This is a genomic window from Thermobifida cellulosilytica TB100 (assembly GCF_001517975.1).
Classification (GTDB): Bacteria; Actinomycetota; Actinomycetes; order Streptosporangiales; family Streptosporangiaceae; genus Thermobifida; species Thermobifida cellulosilytica.
The window spans coordinates 778,297-797,445 of the sequence record NZ_KQ950180.1 but is presented as its reverse complement, the minus strand read 5'-3'; the positions used below and the strand labels follow the sequence as shown (position 1 = coordinate 797,445).

Genomic DNA, 19,149 nt, shown 5'->3' with positions numbered 1-19,149 from the left:
GGTGCGGACCGGAGGCCGCCCCCGCCGTGGCCGGGGAGCGGGCGGTTCAGCCCTGGGACCGCCTGCGCCCCGGCTCGAAGATCGCCTCCACCAGTTCGGAGCACCACTTCAACAGCTCCCGGTCCCGGAGCTGCCGACCGCCGATCCCACCGGACTTGGGCACCGGCACCAGCAGGATGTTGGTGGTCTTCTTCAGCACCGACTTCGGGTAGAGCCGCCGCAGCCGCAACTGCTGCGACTCGCGCAGCTCCGCCGGGGCGAACCGGATCTGGCTGCCCTGGAGGACCACGTCGGTCAGCCCCACGCTGCGGGCCAGCACCCGGAACCGCGCCACCGCCAGCAGGTTGTCCACCGGCTGCGGCGGCTCGCCGTAGCGGTCGACGAGCTCCTCGCGCACCGCGGCGATGTCGTCCTCGTTCGCGACCTCGGCGATCCTGCGGTAGGCCTCCAGCCGCAGCCGCTCGCCCGGCACGTAGTCGTGCGGGATGTGCGCGTCGATGGGCAGCTCGACCTTGGTCTCGACCTCCTCGGCCGCGTCCTGGTCGCCCTTCAGCTCGCGCACCGCCTCGCCGACCATGCGCACGTACAGGTCGAAGCCGACGCCCGCGATGCTGCCGGACTGCTCGGTGCCCAGGATGTTGCCCGCGCCGCGGATCTCCAGGTCCTTCATGGCCACGTACATGCCCGCGCCCGTCTCGGTGTGCTGGGCGACCGTGGCCAGCCGCTCGTGCGCGGTCTCGGAGAGCGGCTTGTCCGGCGGGTACAGGAAGTAGGCGTAGGCGCGCTCCCGGCCGCGGCCCACCCGGCCGCGCAACTGGTGCAACTGCGACAGGCCGTAGGTGTCGGCCCGGTCCACGATCAGGGTGTTGGCGTTGGGCACGTCCAGCCCCGACTCCACGATCGTGGTCGAGACCAGGACGTCGAAGTTCTTCTCCCAGAAGTCGATCATCACCCGTTCGAGCTGGTGCTCGTTCATCTGGCCGTGGGCGTAGGCCACCCGGGCCTCCGGCACCAGCCGGCTCACCGTGGCGGCGACCCGGTCGATGGAGGCGACCCGGTTGTGCACGAAGAACACCTGGCCCTCGCGCATCAGCTCGCGCCGGATGGCCGCCGCGATCTGCTTCTCGTCGTAGGGGCCGACGAAGGTGAGGACGGGGTGCCGCTCCTCCGGCGGGGTGAGGATCGTGGTCATCTCGCGGATGCCGGTCAGGCCCATCTCCAGGGTGCGCGGGATGGGGGTGGCCGACATCGCCAGCACGTCCACCTGGGTGCGCAGCCGCTTGAGGGACTCCTTGTGCTCGACGCCGAACCGCTGCTCCTCGTCGATGATCACCAGGCCCAGGTTCTTGAACCGGGTCTCCGGGGAGAGCAGCCGGTGCGTGCCGATCACCACGTCGACCTCGCCGGTGCGCATGCCCTCGCGGGTGCGCTCGATCTCGGCGTCGGTCTGGAAGCGCGACAGCGGGCGGACCGTCACCGGGAAGGAGGCGTAGCGCTCGGTGAACGTGGACAGGTGCTGCTGGACCAGCAGGGTGGTGGGCACCAGCACCGCCACCTGCTTGCCGTCCTGCACCGCCTTGAAGGCCGCGCGCACCGCGACCTCGGTCTTGCCGTAGCCGACGTCGCCGCAGATCAGCCGGTCCATCGGCACCGGCTTCTCCATGTCGCGCTTGACCTCCTCGATCGCGGCGAGCTGGTCGGGGGTCTCCACGTAGGGGAAGGCGTCCTCCAGCTCCCGCTGCCAGGGGGTGTCCGGGGAGAACGCGTGCCCCGGGGAGGCCTGGCGCGCCGAGTACAGCCGGATCAGGTCCCCGGCGATCTCGCGGACGACCTTGCGCGCCCGGTTCTTGGTCTTGGTCCACTCGGCGCCGCCCATCCTGGACAGGGTGGGGGAGTCGCCGCCGACGTAGCGGGTGACCTCGTCGAGCTGGTCGGTGGGCACGAACAGGCGGTCGCCGGGCTGGCCGCGCTTGGACGGCGCGTACTCGATGACCAGGTACTCGCGGGTGGCGCCCTGGACGCTGCGGCTGACCATCTCGATGTAGCGGCCGATGCCGTGCTGCTCGTGCACCACGTAGTCGCCGGGCTTGAGCTGGAGCGGGTCGACGCCGCGGCGGCGGCTCGGCATCCGGCGCATGTCGCGGGTGGAGGAGCGCTGCCCGACGAGGTCGGTCTCGGTGAGCACCACGGTGCGCACCGAGCGCCACACGAAGCCGTGCTCGAGCAGCCCGGTGGTCACCGTCGCCACGGCCGGATCGGGCGGCTCGGGCAGGGACTCGCGCAACTGCGTGCCCAGGCCCGCGTCGCGCAGCATGGAGGTCAGCCGTTCGGCCGGACCCTGGCCGGGGGTGAGCAGCACCACCCGCCACCCCTCGTGCAGCCAGGACTTGACGTCGGCGATCGCGCGCTCGGTGTCGCCCCGGTAGGCGTCGGCGGCCGACGCGCCGAGCAGCACGGAGTCGTCCTCCTCCGCGGCGGAGGGGTTGCCCGGGTCGAAGGGGGTGGTGGTCCACCACGGCAGGCCCAGCTCGCGGGCGCGCGACCGCAGCTCGGCGATGGACTGGTAGGCGGAGCCGCCCAGGTCGATGGGGGCCTCGCCGCCGGAGGCCGCGTTGATCCAGGACGCCTCGAGGAACTCCTGGCTGGTGGCGACCAGCTCCTCGGCGCGGGTGCGGATGCGCTCGGGGTCGCAGCCCACGATGTGGGTGCCCTCGGGCAGCAGGTCGAGCAGCAGCTCCATGCGGTCGGCGAGGACCGGGGCGAACGCCTCCATCCCCTCGACCGCGACGCCCTCGGCGAGCTTGCCCAGGACCTCGGCGAGCGCCGGGTGCTCGGCGGCCAGGGCGCGGGCGCGCTCCCGCACGGCGTCGGTGAGCAGCAGCTCCCGGCAGGGCGGTGCGAACAGCCCCGCCGCGGCGTCGCCCCCGGGGCGGTCGGACCGGTTGATGGAGCGCTGGTCGGCGACCTGGAAGTAGCGGATCTCCTCCACGGAGTCGCCCCAGAACTCCAGGCGCAGCGGGTGCTCCTCGGTGGGCGGGAACACGTCGAGGATGCCGCCGCGCACCGCGATGTCGCCGCGCTTCTCCACCAGGTCGACCCGCGCGTATCCCGCGTCGACCAGCGCCTGGACCACCTCCTCCAGCTCCACGGAGTCGCCCGCGCGCACCCGCACCGGCTTGAGGTCGCCGAGCCCGGCCACCAGCGGTTGCAGGACCGCGCGCACCGGGGCGACCACCACCCGCAGGGGCGCGGTGAGCGGGTCGGAGGGGTCGGGGTGGGCCAGGCGGCGCAGCACCGCCAGGCGCTGCCCCACGGTGTCGGAACGGGGGGAGAGGCGCTCGTGCGGCAGGGTCTCCCACGCCGGGAACAGGGCCACCGACTCCGCGGACAGCAGCGACCCCACAGCACTGGTCAAATCGGCGGCCTCACGTTCCGTAGCGGTGACGGCCAGGACGGGGCGCCCCGCCCCCACAGGGGCGTCGGCTGCGAGCCCCGCCACGACGAAGGGCCGCACTGCGGGAGGCGCAACGAGGTCGAGGTGAGGGTCGTGGCCACCACGGGCGGTCTCGATCGCGCGGTGCAGTGCAGGGTCGCCGGTGACGACGGAGAGAAGTCCTTTGAGGCTCATATCACCAGGTGGGGCGTGTGACGGTGGACCCCCGCCGAGCGACGGGAGCGGAACTGGGACGGAGATCGGTTTCCTCGGGTACAGCCTACGCGGGGCGCTGTACCAGCCGCATCAGGAATCGACAGGCCTGTGGACGGAACCGGCGGAGGCGCAGGACCCGCCGCGAGGAACAACGCCACGGGCGGCCCCGGTGTTCCCGGGGCCGCTCCGCCCGGAGGCGGCCCCAGGCGCGTCCCCTTACCCTTGGGCGGGACGTCCGATCGACAAGGGAGCCGCGATGACCGACCCGACCGGAGCACCCGCCGTCTTCACGCCGGGACCCCAGGGACTGGCCCACCTGGAGCTGCTGCTGGCCGGGATCTGCCCGCTGCCGGGGTTCATGACCCGCGACGAGGCCGCCCGGCTGGAGCGGCCCGGGCCGCCGCCCGCCGGGGCGCCGTGGCCGGTACCGGTCACGCTGGCCGTCCCCGACGGGCTCGCCGACGCCCGTGCGCTGGTGCTCACCGACCCGGAGGGCGCGCCGCTGGCGGAGCTGACGGTCACCGAGGCCCACCGGGACGGGGCCGTCCGCCTGGCCGGGCCGGTCCGCCCGGCCGCCGCCGCGCCCGCCTACGGCTCGCTGCGCTCCCTGAGGTCGACCGTCGAGCAGGTGCGGTCCGCGCGCGACGAGCGGCGGCCGCTGCTGGCGGTCGTCACCGACCGGCCGCTGCACCACCGGGCGCTCGCCCGGATCCGCTCCGCCCTGGCCGGTCTGGGCGGGGCCGACCTGCTGGTGCTGGTGGACGCGCCGCTGGACGGCGAGGGGGCGGCGCCCGCGGTGCTCGCCGCCCGGGAGTCGCTGCCCGAGGACGCCCGGTTCGCGGTCGTCACCCTGCCGACCGCGGCGGCCGACGGCGCCCCCGAGTGGTCGGCGCAGCGGCGCGGCCTGCTCGCCGCGCACGTCGCCGCCGCCTACGGCGCGACCCACGTCCTGCTGGAGGGGGTCGGCGAGCCCGCGGAGCCCGCGGAGGCCCCCGTGAAGGTGCTGCCCGCCGAGGAGTGGGTGTACGACACCGCGCGGGAGCGGTGGCGGCCCGCCCACGAGGTCGCCCCCGAGCACGCCCGCGCGGAGTGGGACGCCGCCGCGGTGGCGGAGGCGCTGGACCGCGGCAGGCCGCTGCCCGCCTGGTTCACCCCTGCGCCGGTGGCCGCCGCGCTGTCCCGGATGCGCCCTCCCCGTACCGAGCGCGGCCTCGTCCTCTTCTTCACCGGGCTGTCCGGGTCGGGCAAGTCCACGGTGGCGCGCGGGGTCGCCGAGCAGGTCCGCCGGGCCGGGCGCACGGTGACGCTGCTCGACGGCGACGTGGTGCGCCGCCTGCTGTCGGCGGGGCTGACGTTCTCGCGGGCCGACCGCGACCTCAACATCCGCCGGATCGGGTACGTGGCCTCCGAGATCGCCCGGCACGGCGGCGTGGCGGTGTGCGCGCCCATCGCGCCGTACGCGGCGACCCGCGCCGAGGTGCGGCGCATGGCCGAGGAGACCGGGGACTTCTTCCTGGTGTACGTGGCCACCCCGATCGAGGTGTGCGAGGCCCGCGACCGCAAGGGGCTGTACGCCAAGGCGCGCGCCGGGCAGATCCCCGAGTTCACCGGGGTCTCCGACCCGTACGAGGTGCCCGAGGACGCCGACCTGGTCCTCGACACCTCCCAGGAGAGCGAGGCGGAGTCGGTGGCGCGGGTGGTGGCGGCGCTGCGCGACGGCGGCTGGCTGCCGGACTGAGCCCGCCGCGGGCTGCCCCACAATGGGAGGCATGAGCGAGCACAACGGCACACCCCCGGGTCATCGGCTGATCGCGCTGGTCGAGGTCATGGACACGCTGCGGCGCGAGTGCCCGTGGGACGCCCAGCAGACCCACCAGTCGCTCGCCAAGTACCTCATCGAGGAGGCGTACGAGACGCTGGAGACCATCGAGCGCGAGGACTGGGACACCCTCGCCGAGGAGCTGGGCGACGTCCTGCTCCAGGTGGTCTTCCACGCCCGGGTGGCCGCCGAGCGCGGCGCGGACGGCTTCACCATCGACGACGTGGCCGACGCCATCATCGACAAGCTGGTCCGCCGCCACCCGCACGTGTTCTCGGACACGGCGGTGGCGGGGGCCGACGAGGTCCGGGCCAACTGGGAGGAGATCAAGGCCGCCGAACGGGCGGCGCGCGGGGAGCAGGCCGACGTGTCCGTGCTGGCCGGGGTGCCGTTCGCGCAGCCCGCCGCGCTGCTCGCCTACGAGTTGCAGAAGCGTGCCGCGCGCAACGGCGTGCCCGAGGAGCTGATCGACGACGACGGCGGACCCGGCGGGGAGCTGTTCGCGGCGGTGGCCCGCGAGCGGCGCCGCTCCTCCGACCCGGAGCTGGACCTGCGCGCCGCGGCCCGCCGGTTCGACGCCCGGGTGCGCGCGGTGGAGGAGGCGGCCCGCGCCGACGGGCTGGACCCGCGCGAGCTCACTCCCGAGCAGTGGAAGTCCTACTGGCGGCGACAGCACGCGCAGACGCCCCGCTGACCACGACGCGGGGCAGCTCCACGGTGGCCGTGCCGTCGCTGCCGGGAGGGACGGCGGCACGGCGGACCTCGCTGCTCACCCGCAGCCACAGGCCGACTGTGATCCAACTGGTCACCAGGGAGGAGCCGCCCACGGCCAGCAGCGGCGTGGTCATGCCGCTCAGCGGGATGAGCCGGGTGACCCCGCCCACCACCACGAACACCTGGAAGGCCCAGAGGAAGGCCAGGCCGGTGGTCATCAGCTTGACGAAGGTCTCGCGCGCACTCAGCGCGGTCCGGAAGGCGCGCTCCACCAGCAGCAGGGTCGCCATCAGGACCGCGGCGACCCCGGCCAGGCCGAACTTCTCGCCCAGCGACACCACGATCAGGTCGCTGTCGGCGGCGAACAGGGAGGCGGCGCGCCCCTCGCCGAAGCCGGTGCCGAACAGCCCGCCGTCGGCGAGCGCGAACAGCCCGTCCACCACCTGCGCGCTGCCCTGGCGGGCGTGGTAGACGTCGGGCGAGAAGGCGTGCAGCCAGATCGCCACCCGCTGCCGGATGTGCCAGAACAGCAGGTAGGCGGCGTAGGCCCCGACGAGGAACATGGCCAGGCCGATGCCGACCCAGGACTTGCGCTGGGTGGCGGTGTAGAGCATCGCCAGGAACAGGGTGAACAGCAGCAGCGAGGTGCCCAGGTCCCGGGTGCCGACGAGGATGAGGATGGCGACGCTCCACGCCGCGGTCATCGGTCCCATGTCGCGCATCCGGGGCACGCTGAAGACCTTGACGCCGCGCACCGTGATCTGGGAGGCGGCCAGGGCCAGGGCGTCCCGCTTCACGCCGAGGTAGGCGGCGAGGAAGACCACCAGCGGGATCTTGGCGAACTCCGAGGGCTGCACGGTGAACTCGCCGAACGACAGCCAGCGGCGCGCGCCGTACTGGTCCAGGCCGATGACGGGCAGCACGGGCGCGGCCAGCAGCGCCAGTCCGGCCAGCGCCGACACGTAGGGGTAGCGTTGCAGGCGCTGGGGGCGGCGGACCAGCAGCAGCGTGGCCAGGCAGGAGAGCAGGCCCAGGCCGGTCCACAGCAGTTGGCGCAGGGCGACGGCGGCGGAGTCGCCGGCCTCGGCGTGCAGCCCCCAGATGACGGTCAGGCCGATCCCGTTGAGCAGGACCGCCAGCGGCAGCAGCAGGGGGTCGGCCCAGGGCGCGAGGAACCGCAGGGCTACGTGGACGGCGAGGCCCCCGCCGCTGAGGACGGCGGTGAACAGCCACAGCACGTCCGGCAGGCGGCCGTGCAGCTCCAGTCCGGTCAGGCAGAGACCGACGACGAACACCGCGAGCGCCAGCAGCAGCATGGCCAGCTCGGTGGTGCGCCGCCGCCCGGGGCGGGGCGTGGTCTCGTCGGTCATGTCCCGCCTCGTTGGTCTGTGCGGTGGCACAGCGGACATAGCGAACTATAAGCGGACCCGGGGGCGTGTCCCACGAGGTGGGCGGGTGAGTCGCCGCTGGTGGCGACCGGTGCGGCCGGAAAAGTCGGCGGCGGCCGTGTGGCGGCCCGGCCCCGTGGGTACCGACAGGACCGCGGCACCGCGCGGTCCGGGCGCGGCGGCCGACACGTGAGGTGCGTCTCACAATCGTGAGCGCGGTCGGCCCTGTCGATCAGGGGATCAGGAGAAATGGACTAAACCAATTCGTGTCCCTGGGAAGACGCGGCGGCACCCGGATCGGTAGGCTCTGGGTGGTTCGCACGGTGATCCGGAGCACTTTTCCGCGTCGCCGTGCGGCCGAGGTATACCCCACCGGCCGGGTCTCGGACAGCGCAGTGCGCGGACCGACCGGGACCACGCACAGACGCGAGGAAATGGAGTACTACGTTGGCGTCGATCGAGGCAGTGCACGCACGGGAGATTCTCGACTCCCGCGGTAACCCGACGGTCGAGGTCGAGGTCGCGCTCGACGACGGGACGATCACCCGGGCCGCTGTCCCCAGTGGCGCGTCTACCGGCCAGTTCGAGGCGGTCGAGCTGCGCGACGGCGGCGACCGCTACGGCGGCAAGGGCGTGGAGAAGGCCGTCACCGCGGTCAACGAGGAGATCTCCGCGGAGATCGTGGGCTACGAGGCCGACGAGCAGCGGCTCGTCGACAACGCGCTGATCACCCTGGACGGCACCCCCGGCAAGTCCCGCCTGGGAGCCAACGCCGTTCTCGGCGCCTCCCTGGCCGTGGCCAAGGCGGCCGCGAAGAGCGCGCGGCTCCCGCTCTTCCGCTACCTGGGCGGCCCCAACGCCCACGTGCTGCCGGTGCCGATGATGAACATCCTCAACGGTGGTGCGCACGCCGACACCAACGTCGACATCCAGGAGTTCATGATCGCCCCCATCGGCGCCCCGAGCTTCCGCGAGGCGCTGCGCTGGGGCGCCGAGGTCTACCACGCCCTCAAGGCGGTCCTGAAGGCCCACGGCCTGGCCACCGGCGTCGGCGACGAGGGCGGCTTCGCCCCCAACCTCGACAGCAACCGCGCCGCGCTCGACCTGATCACCGAGGCGATCTCCAAGGCGGGCTACACCCCCGGCCGCGACATCGCGCTGGCCCTGGACGTCGCCGCCACCGAGTTCTACTCCGACGGCGCCTACCAGTTCGAGGGCGCCAGCCGCAGCGCCGAGGAGATGGCCGCCTACTACACCGAGCTGGTCGACGCCTACCCGCTGGTGTCCATCGAGGACCCGCTGAGCGAGGAGGACTGGGAGGGCTGGAAGTCCCTGACCGCCTCCCTGGGCGGCCGGATCCAGCTCGTCGGCGACGACCTGTTCGTCACCAACCCGGAGCGGCTGCGGCGCGGCATCGACGCGGACACCGCCAACTCGCTGCTGGTCAAGGTGAACCAGATCGGCACGCTCACCGAGACCCTCGACGCCGTGGCGCTGGCCCACAACAACCGCTACACCGCGATGATCAGCCACCGGTCCGGCGAGACCGAGGACACCACCATCGCCGACATCGCGGTGGCCACCAACGCCGGCCAGATCAAGACCGGCGCCCCCGCGCGCAGCGAGCGGGTCGCCAAGTACAACCAGTTGCTGCGCATCGAGGAGGAGCTCGACGACGCGGCCGTCTACGCCGGAGCCGGCGCGTTCCCGCGCTTCGCCCGGCAGGGCTGATCCGTGGCGAGGGCACCGGAGCCGCCGGAGGGCCGCCGTCCGCGGAAGGCGTCGGCCCCGGCCTCCGGTGCCTCCGGCCGCGGGCGCCCTGCCCCGCGGCCGTCCGGCGGGCCCGCGCTGACCGGCCGGGCCGCCGTCCTCGCGCTGCTGGTCTGCGTGATCGCGCTCAGCCTGGCCTATCCGCTGCGCGAGTACATCGCCCAGCGCGCGCAGATCGCCCAGCTCAAGGAGGAGCGTGAGCGCACCCGGGAGGCGGTCGAGGAGCTGACCGAGCGCTACGAGGAGTTGCAGGACCCCGCCTACATCGAGCGCGAGGCCCGGTCCCGGCTGCACTACCAGTACCCGGGCGAGCAGACCTACATCGTCATCGGGGGCACCGCGGAGGAGGAGGGGGAGGAGCGCGACGGCCCCTCCGACCCGTGGTTCGTCGAGCTGTGGGACTCGGTGGCCGAGGCCGACCAGCCGCGGGGATGAGCGCAGCGGCCCGGACCCGTCCCGGCGGGGAGTAGGCTGAGGGGGCCATGACTTCCGCAGACCAGGTTCCCGGCAGACGGGCCTCAGCCGAGGACGTCGAGGCCGTCCGGCTCCAGTTGGGGCGACCGCCGCGCGCCGTGCACGAGGTGGCGCACCGCTGCCCGTGCGGGCTCCCCGACGTGGTGCGCACCGCTCCGCGTCTGGCGGACGGCTCCCCGTTCCCCACCCTGTACTACCTGACCTGCCCCCGCGCGGCCTCCGCGATCGGCACGCTGGAGAGCAGCGGCCTGATGCGGGAGATGACCGCGCGGCTGGAGCACGACCCCGACCTGCGCGCCGCCTACACCGAGGCGCACGAGTCCTACGTGGCCGAGCGCGACGCCCTGGCCCGCGAGCTGGGCCTGGAGCCGCTGCCCGAAGGCATGCAGAGCGCCGGGGGGATGCCCAGGCGGGTCAAGTGCCTGCACGCCCTGGTCGCGCACGAGCTGGCCCGGCCCGGGAGCAACCCGTTCGGCCGGGAGGCCCTGGACCGGCTGCCCGAGTGGTGGAACAGGGGGCCGTGCGTGCGCGTGGACGACAGTACCGACAGCACCGAGAGGAACGGCGGGGGCCAGTGAGAACGGTCGCGGCCATCGACTGCGGAACCAATTCCATCCGTCTGCTCCTGGCAGGGGTGATCGACTCCGGCGGCGACGACGTCCAACTGCTGGACATCGACCGCCGCATGGAGATCGTCCGGCTCGGCCAGGGCGTGGACCGCACCGGGGCGTTCGCCCCCGAGGCGCTCAAGCGCACCTTCGACGCGCTGGCCGGGTACGCCGACCTGATGCGCGCCCACGGGGTCGAGCCGGGGCCCGGCTCGGTGCGCATGGTCGCCACCAGCGCCACCCGGGACGCCGCCAACCGCGACGAGTTCGTCGCGGGCGTGCGCGGGATCATCGGCGTGGAGCCCGAGGTGATCAGCGGCGACGAGGAGGCCGAGCTCTCCTTCGTCGGGGCGACCGCGGAGCTGGCCGCCGAGGGGGAGCAGGCCGGACTGCGCCCGCCCTACCTGGTGGTGGACATCGGCGGCGGGTCCACCGAGTTCGTGCTCGGCCGGGCCGACGGGGCGGTGCGCGCCTCCCGCTCGGTCAACATCGGCTGCGTGCGGATGACCGAGCGGCACTTCCACTCCGACCCGCCCACGGCCGAGCAGATCGCGGCGGCCACCGCCGACATCGAGGCGGCGCTGGACGAGGCCGCGGCGACCGTCCCGCTGGACCAGGCGGCGACGGTGGTGTGCGTGGCGGGGACGGCCACGACGGTGGCGGGGATCGCACAGGACCTGTCCGCCTACGACCCCGAGCGCATCCACCACGCCCGGGTGCCGGTCGGCCGGCTCCGCGAGATCACCGCCGAGCTGCTGGCCATGCCCCACGAGCAGCGTGCGGAGATCGGCGTCATGCACCCGGGGCGGGTGGACGTGATCGGCGCGGGCGCGCTCGTCCTGGAGCGGGTGCTGGCTCGGACGGGGGCGGCCGAGTTCGTGGCGAGCGAGCATGACATCCTGGACGGCATCGCCTGGAGCCTGGCGCTGGAGCCGGACCCGGAGGAGTAGGCCGCCCCGGAACCGGTGATCCTGCCGTGGCCAGGGACCTTCGGCACGCCGATGGTCCCTGAGCGCGTGAGTCGGGTCACGTTGGATCAAGCTTGTGAATCCATTCACATATGCTCTGACCTGGACAAACGAGGTGTCTGGGCGATTTAACCTGGTTTAAACCTTTCCAAGCTGTGCCTTGGATGACGGGGGAAGCTTGTGAAAGAATGCACAAGCAGGACGGGAGAGGCGAGCTCTCGCCCTGGCTCGAAAAAGTGCGTGATTTCTGCGAGAAGTCACCATCAAAAGTGACAGTCAGAGAAGACTTGTCGATCTTCGTGCTCTGCGAGGGCCGCGGGATCGGGGAAGCAGGGGCGGAACAGCGATGACCGAGGGCAGGAACTACCGGCTGGTGCACGGCGGTGGTGACGAGGCGGAGATCCCGCACGTGCTCATCGTCGGCGGCGGTTACCTGGGCATGTACACCGCGAAGCGGCTGGAGAAGAAGCTGGGTCCGGGGGAGGCCCGCATCACCGTCGTCGACCCCAACTCCTACATGACCTACCAGCCGTTCCTGCCCGAGACGGCCGCCGGGAGCATCTCCCCGCGCAACGTCGTCGTCCCGCTGCGCAAGGTCCTGAAGCGCACCCGCGTCCTCACCGGCCGGGTCGTGCGCATCGAGCACGCCAAGCGCAGGGTCGAGTTCGAGTCGAACCAGGGCGAGCTGCGCGAGATCGGCTACGACTACCTCGTCATGGCCGCCGGGGCCGTCTCGCGGACCCTGCCCATCCCGGGCCTGGCCGAGCACGGCATCGGCATCAAGACCGTGCAGGAAGCGGCCTACCTGCGCAACCACGTGCTGGAGCAGCTCAACATCGCCGACTCCACCGACGACCCCGCGGTGCGGCGCAAGGCGCTGAACTTCGTGTTCGTCGGCGGCGGCTTCGCCGGCGCCGAGGCCATCGCGGAGCTGGAGGACCTCGCCCGCGACGCCACCCGCATCTACCCGTCGATCGGCATCGACGACCTGCACTTCTACCTCATCGAGGCGGCCGACCGCATCCTGCCCGAGGTGGGCCCCGACGTCGGCGCCAAGGCGCTGAGCCAGTTGCGGCTGCGCGGCATCGACGTGCGCCTGTCGACCTTCCTGGAGTCGGCGGTCGACCAGCGCATCAAGCTCAGCGACGGCACCGAGTTCGAGGCGGGCACCCTGGTGTGGACCGCCGGGGTCAAGCCCAGCCCGGTCGTGCAGGCCTCCGACCTGCCGCTGGGCCCCAAGGGCCACGTGGACACCAGCGAGTACCTGACCGTCAACGGCGTGGAGAACGCCTTCGCCGGCGGCGACAACGCCCAGGTGCCCGACGGCAACGGCGGCTACTACCCGCCCAACGCCCAGAACGCGGTCCGCCAGGCCCCGGTCCTGGCCGACAACATCATCGCGACCCTGCGCGGCAAGGAGCTCAAGCCCTACCGGCACAAGAACCTGGGCGCGGTCGCCGGGCTCGGCATGCACAAGGGCGCGGCCCAGTTGTTCGGCAGGATCAAGCTGACCGGCCTGCCCGCGTGGATGGCCCACCGCGGCTACCACCTGCTGGCGGTGCCCACCTTCAACCGCAAGCTGCGGGTCCTGGCGGACTGGACGCTCGCCTTCTTCCTGCGGCGTGACTTCGCGTCGATCCCGGAGATGAGCCACCCCCGCCAGGCGTTCACCGAGGCGGCGCGCCCGCAGGTCGAGGACGGCCACCTGCTGCGCCGCGTCTCCTGACCCCGACCGGTTCCGCCGCGGCGGAACCTCCGCAGGGCCGCGTCCACAACGGGCGCGGCCCGTTGCGCACAGTGGGGGAAGGAAAAACCCGGACCACGGAAAAAGCGGCGTGTGACCGGTATGCTAGATAAGCCCTCGTAGCCCAATGGTAGAGGCAGGCCCCCTAAAAGGGTCACAAGTGTCGGTTCGAGTCCGACCGAGGGTACCAGTATGCCCCGGCGCACCGACCGCCGGTCCGACCTTTCCCAGGCCCGCCTCCCGAGCACGGGGACGGGCCTCTCCCCCTGCCGGCCCCGCCTCTCCCGCGGCCTCCGGCCGCACCTCCGGCAAAGAACCCCCCACGGAGTGATCTCCACGCTGTTGGAGTCCGGTTTGCGGGTAAGGAACCCAGTGGCGGCTACCGCACAGCCCGTTTTCCACCTCGAACCGACCCGTTCGACCGAGACGCCGCCCCCCACGGGCTTCCACGAGGAGCCCGCCAGGCGTTGCTCCGACCACGACACGCACCAGGGGGTCACACCATGGACGCTGTGACGAACGTTCCCGTACCGGTGAACGAGCCCGTCCTGTCGTACGCGCCCGGCAGTCCCGAGCGCGCCGAACTCACCCGCCGACTCGCCGAACTGGCCGCACAGCCCACCGAACTGCCCATGACCATCGACGGGCAGCGCCGGATGGGCGGCGGCGAACGCGTCGACGTCGTGCAGCCGCACCGGCACTCCTCCGTCCTGGGCACCTTCGGCACCGCCACCCACGACGACGCCCGCGCCGCGATCGCCGCGGCCAGACGCGCCGCCCCCGAGTGGCGGGAGACGCCCTTCGACGAACGCGCCGCGGTGCTGCTGCGCGCCGCCGAGCTGCTGGCGGGCCCGTGGCGCCAGCGGCTCAACGCGGCGACCATGCTGGGCCAGTCCAAGACCGTCATCCAGGCCGAGATCGACGCGGCCTGCGAGCTCGTCGACTTCTGGCGGTTCAACGTGTACTTCGCCCGCCGGCTCCTGGAGCAGCAGCCGCCGGTCAACGCCCCGGGCACGTGGAACCGCACCGACTACCGCCCGCTGGAGGGCTTCGTCTACGCGATCACCCCGTTCAACTTCACCGCCATCGCCGGGAACCTGCCCACCGCGCCCGCGCTCATGGGCAACACCGTGGTGTGGAAGCCGTCGCCCACCCAAACGCTGGCCGCCTGCCTGACCATGGAGCTGCTGGAGGAGGCCGGCCTGCCCCCGGGCGTGATCAACCTGGTCACCGGCGACGGGGCGGCGCTGTCGGAGGTCGCGCTGGCCGACCCCGACCTGGCCGGGGTCCACTTCACCGGCTCCACCCGCACCTTCCAGTACCTGTGGCGGACCGTCGGCGAGAACATCTCCCGCTACCGCGGCTACCCGCGCGTCGTCGGGGAGACCGGCGGCAAGGACTTCGTGGTCGCGCACGCCTCCGCCGACCCCGACGTGCTGCGCACCGCCCTGCTGCGCGGCGCGTTCGAGTACCAGGGGCAGAAGTGCTCGGCGGCCTCCCGCGCGTTCGTCGCGCGCTCGGTGTGGGAGCGGATGCGCGACGACTTCCTCTCCGAGGTCGAGGCGCTGCCCATGGGCGACGTCACCGACTTCCGCAACTTCCTGGGCGCCGTCATCGACCGCCGCGCCTACGACCGGCTGGCGGCGCTCCTCGACGCCGTGCGCTCCGATCCCACCGTCGAGGTGCTCGCGGGCGGCACCGCCGACGACAGCGTCGGCTACTTCGTGCGCCCCACCGTCCTGCTCGGCAGCGACCCCGGCCACGAGATCTTCTCCACCGAGTACTTCGGGCCGGTGCTGGCGGTCAGCGTCTACGACGACGACGCCTACGACAAGGTGCTGGAGACGGTCGACAGCGGCGCCCCCTACGGCCTGACCGGGTCGGTCGTCGCCACCGACCGCGCCGCGATCGCCGAGGCGACGCGGCGGCTGCGGTTCGCGGCGGGCAACTTCTACGTCAACGACAAGCCCACCGGCTCGGTCGTGGGACAGCAGCCGTTCGGCGGCTCCCGCGCCAGCGGCACCAACGACAAGGCCGGATCGGTGGCCAACCTGATGCGGTGGACCAGTCCCCGGGTGATCAAGGAGACGTTCACCCCGCCCACCGACCACCGCTACCCGCACCAGGGGTAGCCGTGGCAGGACGGAACCGCGCGGTGCTGCGCACCGCGCTGCTGCTGGCCGCGCGCTCCGACCGGTGCCGCGCGTTCGTGGAGCACTCGCCGCTCACCCGCAGGGTGGTGACACGGTTCGTGGCCGGGGCCACCCTGGAGGAGGTGCTGCCCGTCGCCCGGCGCCTCACCGCCGACCGGCTGGTCACCCTCGACTACCTGGGCGAGGACGTCACCGACGCCGGACGGGCCGCCGACACCGTGGACGCCTACGTCCGCCTGCTGGCCGAACTCGGCCTGCACGGCCTCGCCGGGCGGGCCGAGGTGTCGGTGAAGCTGTCCGCGCTGGGACTGGCCCTGCCCGCCGACGGGGCGCGGATCGCGCTGGACAACGCCCGGCGGATCTGCGCGGCGGCCGAGGCGGTCGGCACCACGGTCACCCTGGACATGGAGGACCACACCACCACCGACGCCACCCTGGACGTCCTGCACCGGTTGCGCGAGGACTTCCCCGCGACGGGCGCCGTGCTCCAGGCGTACCTGCGGCGCACCGAGGCCGACTGCCGCGACCTGGCCGTACCGGGGTCGCGGGTGCGGCTGTGCAAGGGCGCCTACGACGAGCCCGCCTCGGTGGCCTACCGCGACCGGGGCGAGGTGGACCGCTCCTACGTGCGCTGCCTGCGCATCCTCATGGCCGGACCCGGGTACCCGATGGTGGCCACGCACGATCCGCGGATGATCCGGATCGCCGCCCACCTGGCCGAGGAGGCCGGGCGCGCCGCGGACTCCTACGAGTACCAGATGCTCTACGGCGTCCGCGCCGACGCGCAGGCCGAGCTCGCGGCCCGGGGGCTGCGGATGCGGGTGTACGTGCCCTACGGCGGGCAGTGGTACGGCTATTTCATGCGCCGGCTCGCGGAGCGTCCGGCGAACGTGGCCTTCCTCGCCCGCTCCCTGGTCGGTGTCGGAAGCGCACGGTAGGGTCGCCGGACGCGGCGTGACGGAGCCGACGGGAACCTGTTCGACACCGGGATCCGTTACGTTGATGGTAGTGGTATCACGCCTTCGGAAGGTACAGACGAGAAGATGCGGAAGCGCAGCAGTTCCAACCCCGTGATCAAGCGGGCCCTGGCTGCCGCTCCGGGAAGCGCGGGCGCCTACCCGCCGCCCGGCTACGGCCAGCCTTATCCCCCGCAGGGCTACGGTCAGCCCTACCAGCAGGGTTACGGGCAGCCCTACGCGCAGCCCGGCTACGGCCAGCCCTACCCGCCGCAGCCGGGTTACGGTCCGGACCCGTACGCCCAGCAGGGCTACGCTCCGGTCGGCCCCGGCTACCGGGACCCCAACTACCGTCCGGTGACCATCGACGACGTCGTGGTGCGCACCGGCATCACGCTCGGCACCGTCACGGTGGCCGCGATCGTCACCTACTTCCTGGCGATGACGGTCAGCCCCGCCCTCGGCCTGGGGCTGCTGGCCGTCGGGGCGATCGGCTCCCTGATCCTGGGGCTGGTCATCGCCTTCAGCCGGTCCACCAACCCCGTGCTGGTCCTGCTCTACGCGGTGTTGGAGGGCCTGTTCGTCGGCGGCCTCAGCTTCATGCTGGAGCGGTCGCTCGTCGGCAGCGGGGTGTCGCCCGGCGGTCTGGTGGTCCCGGCGATCTTCGGCACGCTGTTCGTGGCGGGCACCATGCTCGCGCTCTACAAGTTCAAGGTCATCCGGGTCACCAACACCTTCGTCAAGGTGGTGACCGCGGCGGTGATCGCCTTCGCGGTGCTGATCCTCGCCAACTTCGTGCTGAGCTTCTTCGTCGACGGCGGCCTGGGGCTGCGCGAGGCCGGCCCGCTGGGCCTCCTGGTGAGCGCCGTCGCCGTCGTCCTGGCCGCCCTGGTGCTGGCCATCGACTTCAGGGACGTCGACGAGGCCATCGCCGTGGGCCTGCCGGAGAAGTACTCCTGGCAGCTCGCCTTCGGCCTGACCGTCTCGCTGGTCTGGCTGTACATCGAGATCCTGCGCCTGCTGTGGATCATCCAGTCGATGTTCAGCGAGTAGCCGTCCCGGCACGACGGGAACGCCTCCTCCCGGACGGGAGGGGGCGTTCTCTGCTTTCTTGCTCGGTGCCGCCGGGATCAGGACCGCGCGGTGGTTCTGCGGCCCCTCTGGAACGGGATCAGGGTGTGCCTGCGACGGCGGCGGTCGAACTCCTGGACGATCGCGGTGGCGTACCCGTGGGTCAGGCCGTACTCGTCGGACAGCCAGTGCGCCCGCTCCACGCAACTGGTCAGCGCGGGTCCCCGATCCAGGATGTCGAACCACTCGCGGAGCTCGTATCCGGTGGTCTCCGGGATCCGCGCGAGCAGCCGGGCGTGGATCTCCGGCGAATGGCTTACCGGCATGGGCACCTCCAAGGTGAATGGCACTTACCAAGGACACTGCACCACGAAACCGGGCCGGACAAGCGATTTGTGAAACCTTTTACGATTAGTCCGGTAGATCAGCCTTTGCCATGGTGAGAGGCGGGGAAAGCCACCGCCGACCGTGGCGGAGAACAATTCCACGAAATGGCAAAGCGGGGCATTCGCCACGAATGCCCCGCCCGTGCGGCCGACGGTTTCCCGCCGGTCAGCTCAGCCGCTCGAAGACGGCCGCCATGCCCTGGCCGCCGCCCACGCACATGGTCTCCAGGCCGAAGGTCTTGTCGTGGAACTGCAACCCGTTGATCAGGGTGGTGGTGATCCGCGCCCCGGTCATGCCGAACGGGTGGCCCACCGCGATCGCACCGCCGTTGACGTTGAGCTGGGAGTCGATGTCGATGCCCAGGTCGTCGGCCGACGGCAGCACCTGCGCGGCGAACGCCTCGTTGATCTCCACCAGGTCGATGTCGCGGATCGACATGTTGGCGCGGGCCAGCGCCCGGCGGGACGCCTCCACCGGCCCCAGGCCCATGATCTCCGGGGACAGCGCGCTCACCCCGGTCGACACGATCCGCGCGAGCGGGGTGATGCCCAGCTCGGCGGCCTTGGTGTCGCTCATGACGACCAGCGCGGCCGCGCCGTCGTTGAGCGGGCAGCAGTTCCCCGCGGTGACCGTGCCGTCCGGGCGGAACACCGGGTCCAGGGCGGCCACCTTCTCGTAGGTGGTGCCGCGCCGCGGGCCGTCGTCGGCGGAGACCACGGTGCCGTCGGGCAGCGTCACCGGGGTGATCTCGCGCGCCCAGAAGCCGTTGTCGATGGACTTCTCGGCCAGGTTCTGCGAGCGCACGCCGAACTCGTCCTGGCGCTGCCGGGAGACGCCGCGCAACTGCGCCACGTTCTCCGCGGTCTGCCCCATGGCGATGTAGACGTCGGGCAGCTCGCCGTCCTCGCGCGGGTCGTGCCAGGGCTCCGCACCGCCCTCGGCGCGCTTGGCGGTGCGCGCCTCGGCCGCGGCGAACAGCGGGTTCTTGGTGTCGGGCAGCGAGTCGCTGTTGCCCTTGGTGAAGCGGCTGACCATCTCCACGCCGGCGGAGATGAAGACGTCGCCCTCCCCGGCCTTGATGGCGTGGAAGGCCATCCGGGTGGTCTGCAACGACGAGGAGCAGTAGCGGGTGACGGTGGTCCCCGGCACGGTGTCGAGGCCCAGTTGCACGGCGACCACGCGGGCCAGGTTGTGGCCCTGCTCGCCGCCGGGCAGACCGCAGCCCAGCAGCAGGTCGTCGATGGTCGTGGGGTCGAGCTGCGGGACCTTGGCCAGCGCCGCGGAGATGATCTGCACGGTCAGGTCGTCCGGCCGGATGTCCTTGAGGGAGCCCTTGAAGGCCCGTCCGATCGGAGAGCGCGCCGTGGCGACGATGACGGCTTCAGGCATGTCCTCGGCCTTTCTAGAAGCGCTGATGGGAAACGCCCGCAGGCAGATCACGGGCGGCT

The 19,149-nt window shown here is 72.3% G+C and carries 14 protein-coding genes and 1 tRNA gene; 11 read left to right on the top strand and 4 right to left on the bottom strand.

Features of this window, described 5'->3' with window-relative positions; translation table 11 throughout:
• Window positions 1–46: 46 nt before the first annotated feature.
• Entirely contained in the window at window positions 47–3,628 is a 3,582-nt protein-coding gene (gene mfd / locus AC529_RS03410; RefSeq protein ID WP_068753431.1) for a transcription-repair coupling factor, read from the bottom strand.
• 277 nt (window positions 3,629–3,905) lie between these two features.
• On the opposite strand from mfd, the gene cysC reads away from it, so the two are divergent.
• Both cysC and mazG read left to right on the top strand, forming a co-directional pair.
• Window positions 3,906–5,387, top strand: coding sequence for an adenylyl-sulfate kinase (gene cysC, locus AC529_RS03405; RefSeq protein ID WP_068753430.1), 1,482 nt, complete (start codon window positions 3,906–3,908; stop codon window positions 5,385–5,387).
• Between the two features lie 31 nt (window positions 5,388–5,418).
• Window positions 5,419–6,162: a nucleoside triphosphate pyrophosphohydrolase gene (mazG, locus tag AC529_RS03400; protein ID WP_068753429.1), complete on the top strand. Its 744-nt coding sequence runs from the start codon at window positions 5,419–5,421 to the stop codon at window positions 6,160–6,162.
• On the opposite strand, the gene AC529_RS03395 is transcribed toward mazG, so the two are convergent.
• Entirely contained in the window at window positions 6,104–7,552 is a 1,449-nt protein-coding gene (locus AC529_RS03395) for an FtsW/RodA/SpoVE family cell cycle protein (RefSeq protein WP_068753428.1), read from the bottom strand. The genes mazG and AC529_RS03395 overlap by 59 nt on opposite strands.
• Window positions 7,553–8,017: 465 nt before the next feature.
• On the opposite strand from AC529_RS03395, the gene eno reads away from it, so the two are divergent.
• The 9 genes from eno to AC529_RS03350 all read left to right on the top strand — a co-directional run bounded on the left by eno (window position 8,018) and on the right by AC529_RS03350 (window position 17,296).
• A complete protein-coding gene (gene eno, locus AC529_RS03390; RefSeq protein WP_068753427.1) occupies window positions 8,018–9,301 on the top strand; it encodes a phosphopyruvate hydratase in 1,284 nt (427 codons plus the stop codon).
• Between the two features lie 156 nt (window positions 9,302–9,457).
• Window positions 9,458–9,775, top strand: coding sequence for an FtsB family cell division protein (locus AC529_RS03385; RefSeq protein WP_332307035.1), 318 nt, complete (start codon window positions 9,458–9,460; stop codon window positions 9,773–9,775).
• 47 nt (window positions 9,776–9,822) lie between these two features.
• Entirely contained in the window at window positions 9,823–10,392 is a 570-nt protein-coding gene (locus AC529_RS03380) for a DUF501 domain-containing protein (RefSeq protein WP_068753426.1), read from the top strand.
• The gene (locus tag AC529_RS03375) at window positions 10,389–11,372 is read left to right on the top strand and encodes a Ppx/GppA phosphatase family protein (RefSeq protein WP_068753425.1); all 984 of its coding nucleotides are present in this window, start codon (window positions 10,389–10,391) and stop codon (window positions 11,370–11,372) included. The genes AC529_RS03380 and AC529_RS03375 overlap by 4 nt, the downstream gene beginning before the upstream one ends.
• A 364-nt stretch (window positions 11,373–11,736) precedes the next feature.
• Entirely contained in the window at window positions 11,737–13,116 is a 1,380-nt protein-coding gene (locus AC529_RS03370; RefSeq protein WP_068753424.1) for an NAD(P)/FAD-dependent oxidoreductase, read from the top strand.
• Between the two features lie 131 nt (window positions 13,117–13,247).
• Window positions 13,248–13,324 (top strand) — tRNA-Leu (locus AC529_RS03365).
• Between the two features lie 313 nt (window positions 13,325–13,637).
• Window positions 13,638–15,266 carry an L-glutamate gamma-semialdehyde dehydrogenase gene (gene pruA / locus AC529_RS03360; RefSeq protein ID WP_068753423.1) on the top strand — a complete coding sequence of 543 codons (1,629 nt, stop codon included), beginning with the start codon at window positions 13,638–13,640 and terminating at the stop codon, window positions 15,264–15,266.
• A gap of 23 nt (window positions 15,267–15,289) precedes the next feature.
• The gene (locus AC529_RS03355; RefSeq protein WP_068753422.1) at window positions 15,290–16,225 is read left to right on the top strand and encodes a proline dehydrogenase family protein; all 936 of its coding nucleotides are present in this window, start codon (window positions 15,290–15,292) and stop codon (window positions 16,223–16,225) included.
• Between the two features lie 105 nt (window positions 16,226–16,330).
• Window positions 16,331–17,296, top strand: coding sequence for a Bax inhibitor-1/YccA family protein (locus tag AC529_RS03350; RefSeq protein ID WP_068753421.1), 966 nt, complete (start codon window positions 16,331–16,333; stop codon window positions 17,294–17,296).
• 77 nt (window positions 17,297–17,373) lie between these two features.
• Here AC529_RS03350 and AC529_RS03345 read toward each other — a convergent pair whose 3' ends face one another.
• Window positions 17,374–17,640 carry a DUF4287 domain-containing protein gene (locus AC529_RS03345; protein WP_068753420.1) on the bottom strand — a complete coding sequence of 89 codons (267 nt, stop codon included), beginning with the start codon at window positions 17,638–17,640 and terminating at the stop codon, window positions 17,374–17,376.
• 226 nt (window positions 17,641–17,866) lie between these two features.
• Complete coding sequence (locus AC529_RS03340; protein WP_068753419.1) at window positions 17,867–19,090, bottom strand: acetyl-CoA C-acetyltransferase; 1,224 nt, start codon at window positions 19,088–19,090, stop codon at window positions 17,867–17,869.
• Window positions 19,091–19,149 lie beyond the last annotated feature (59 nt).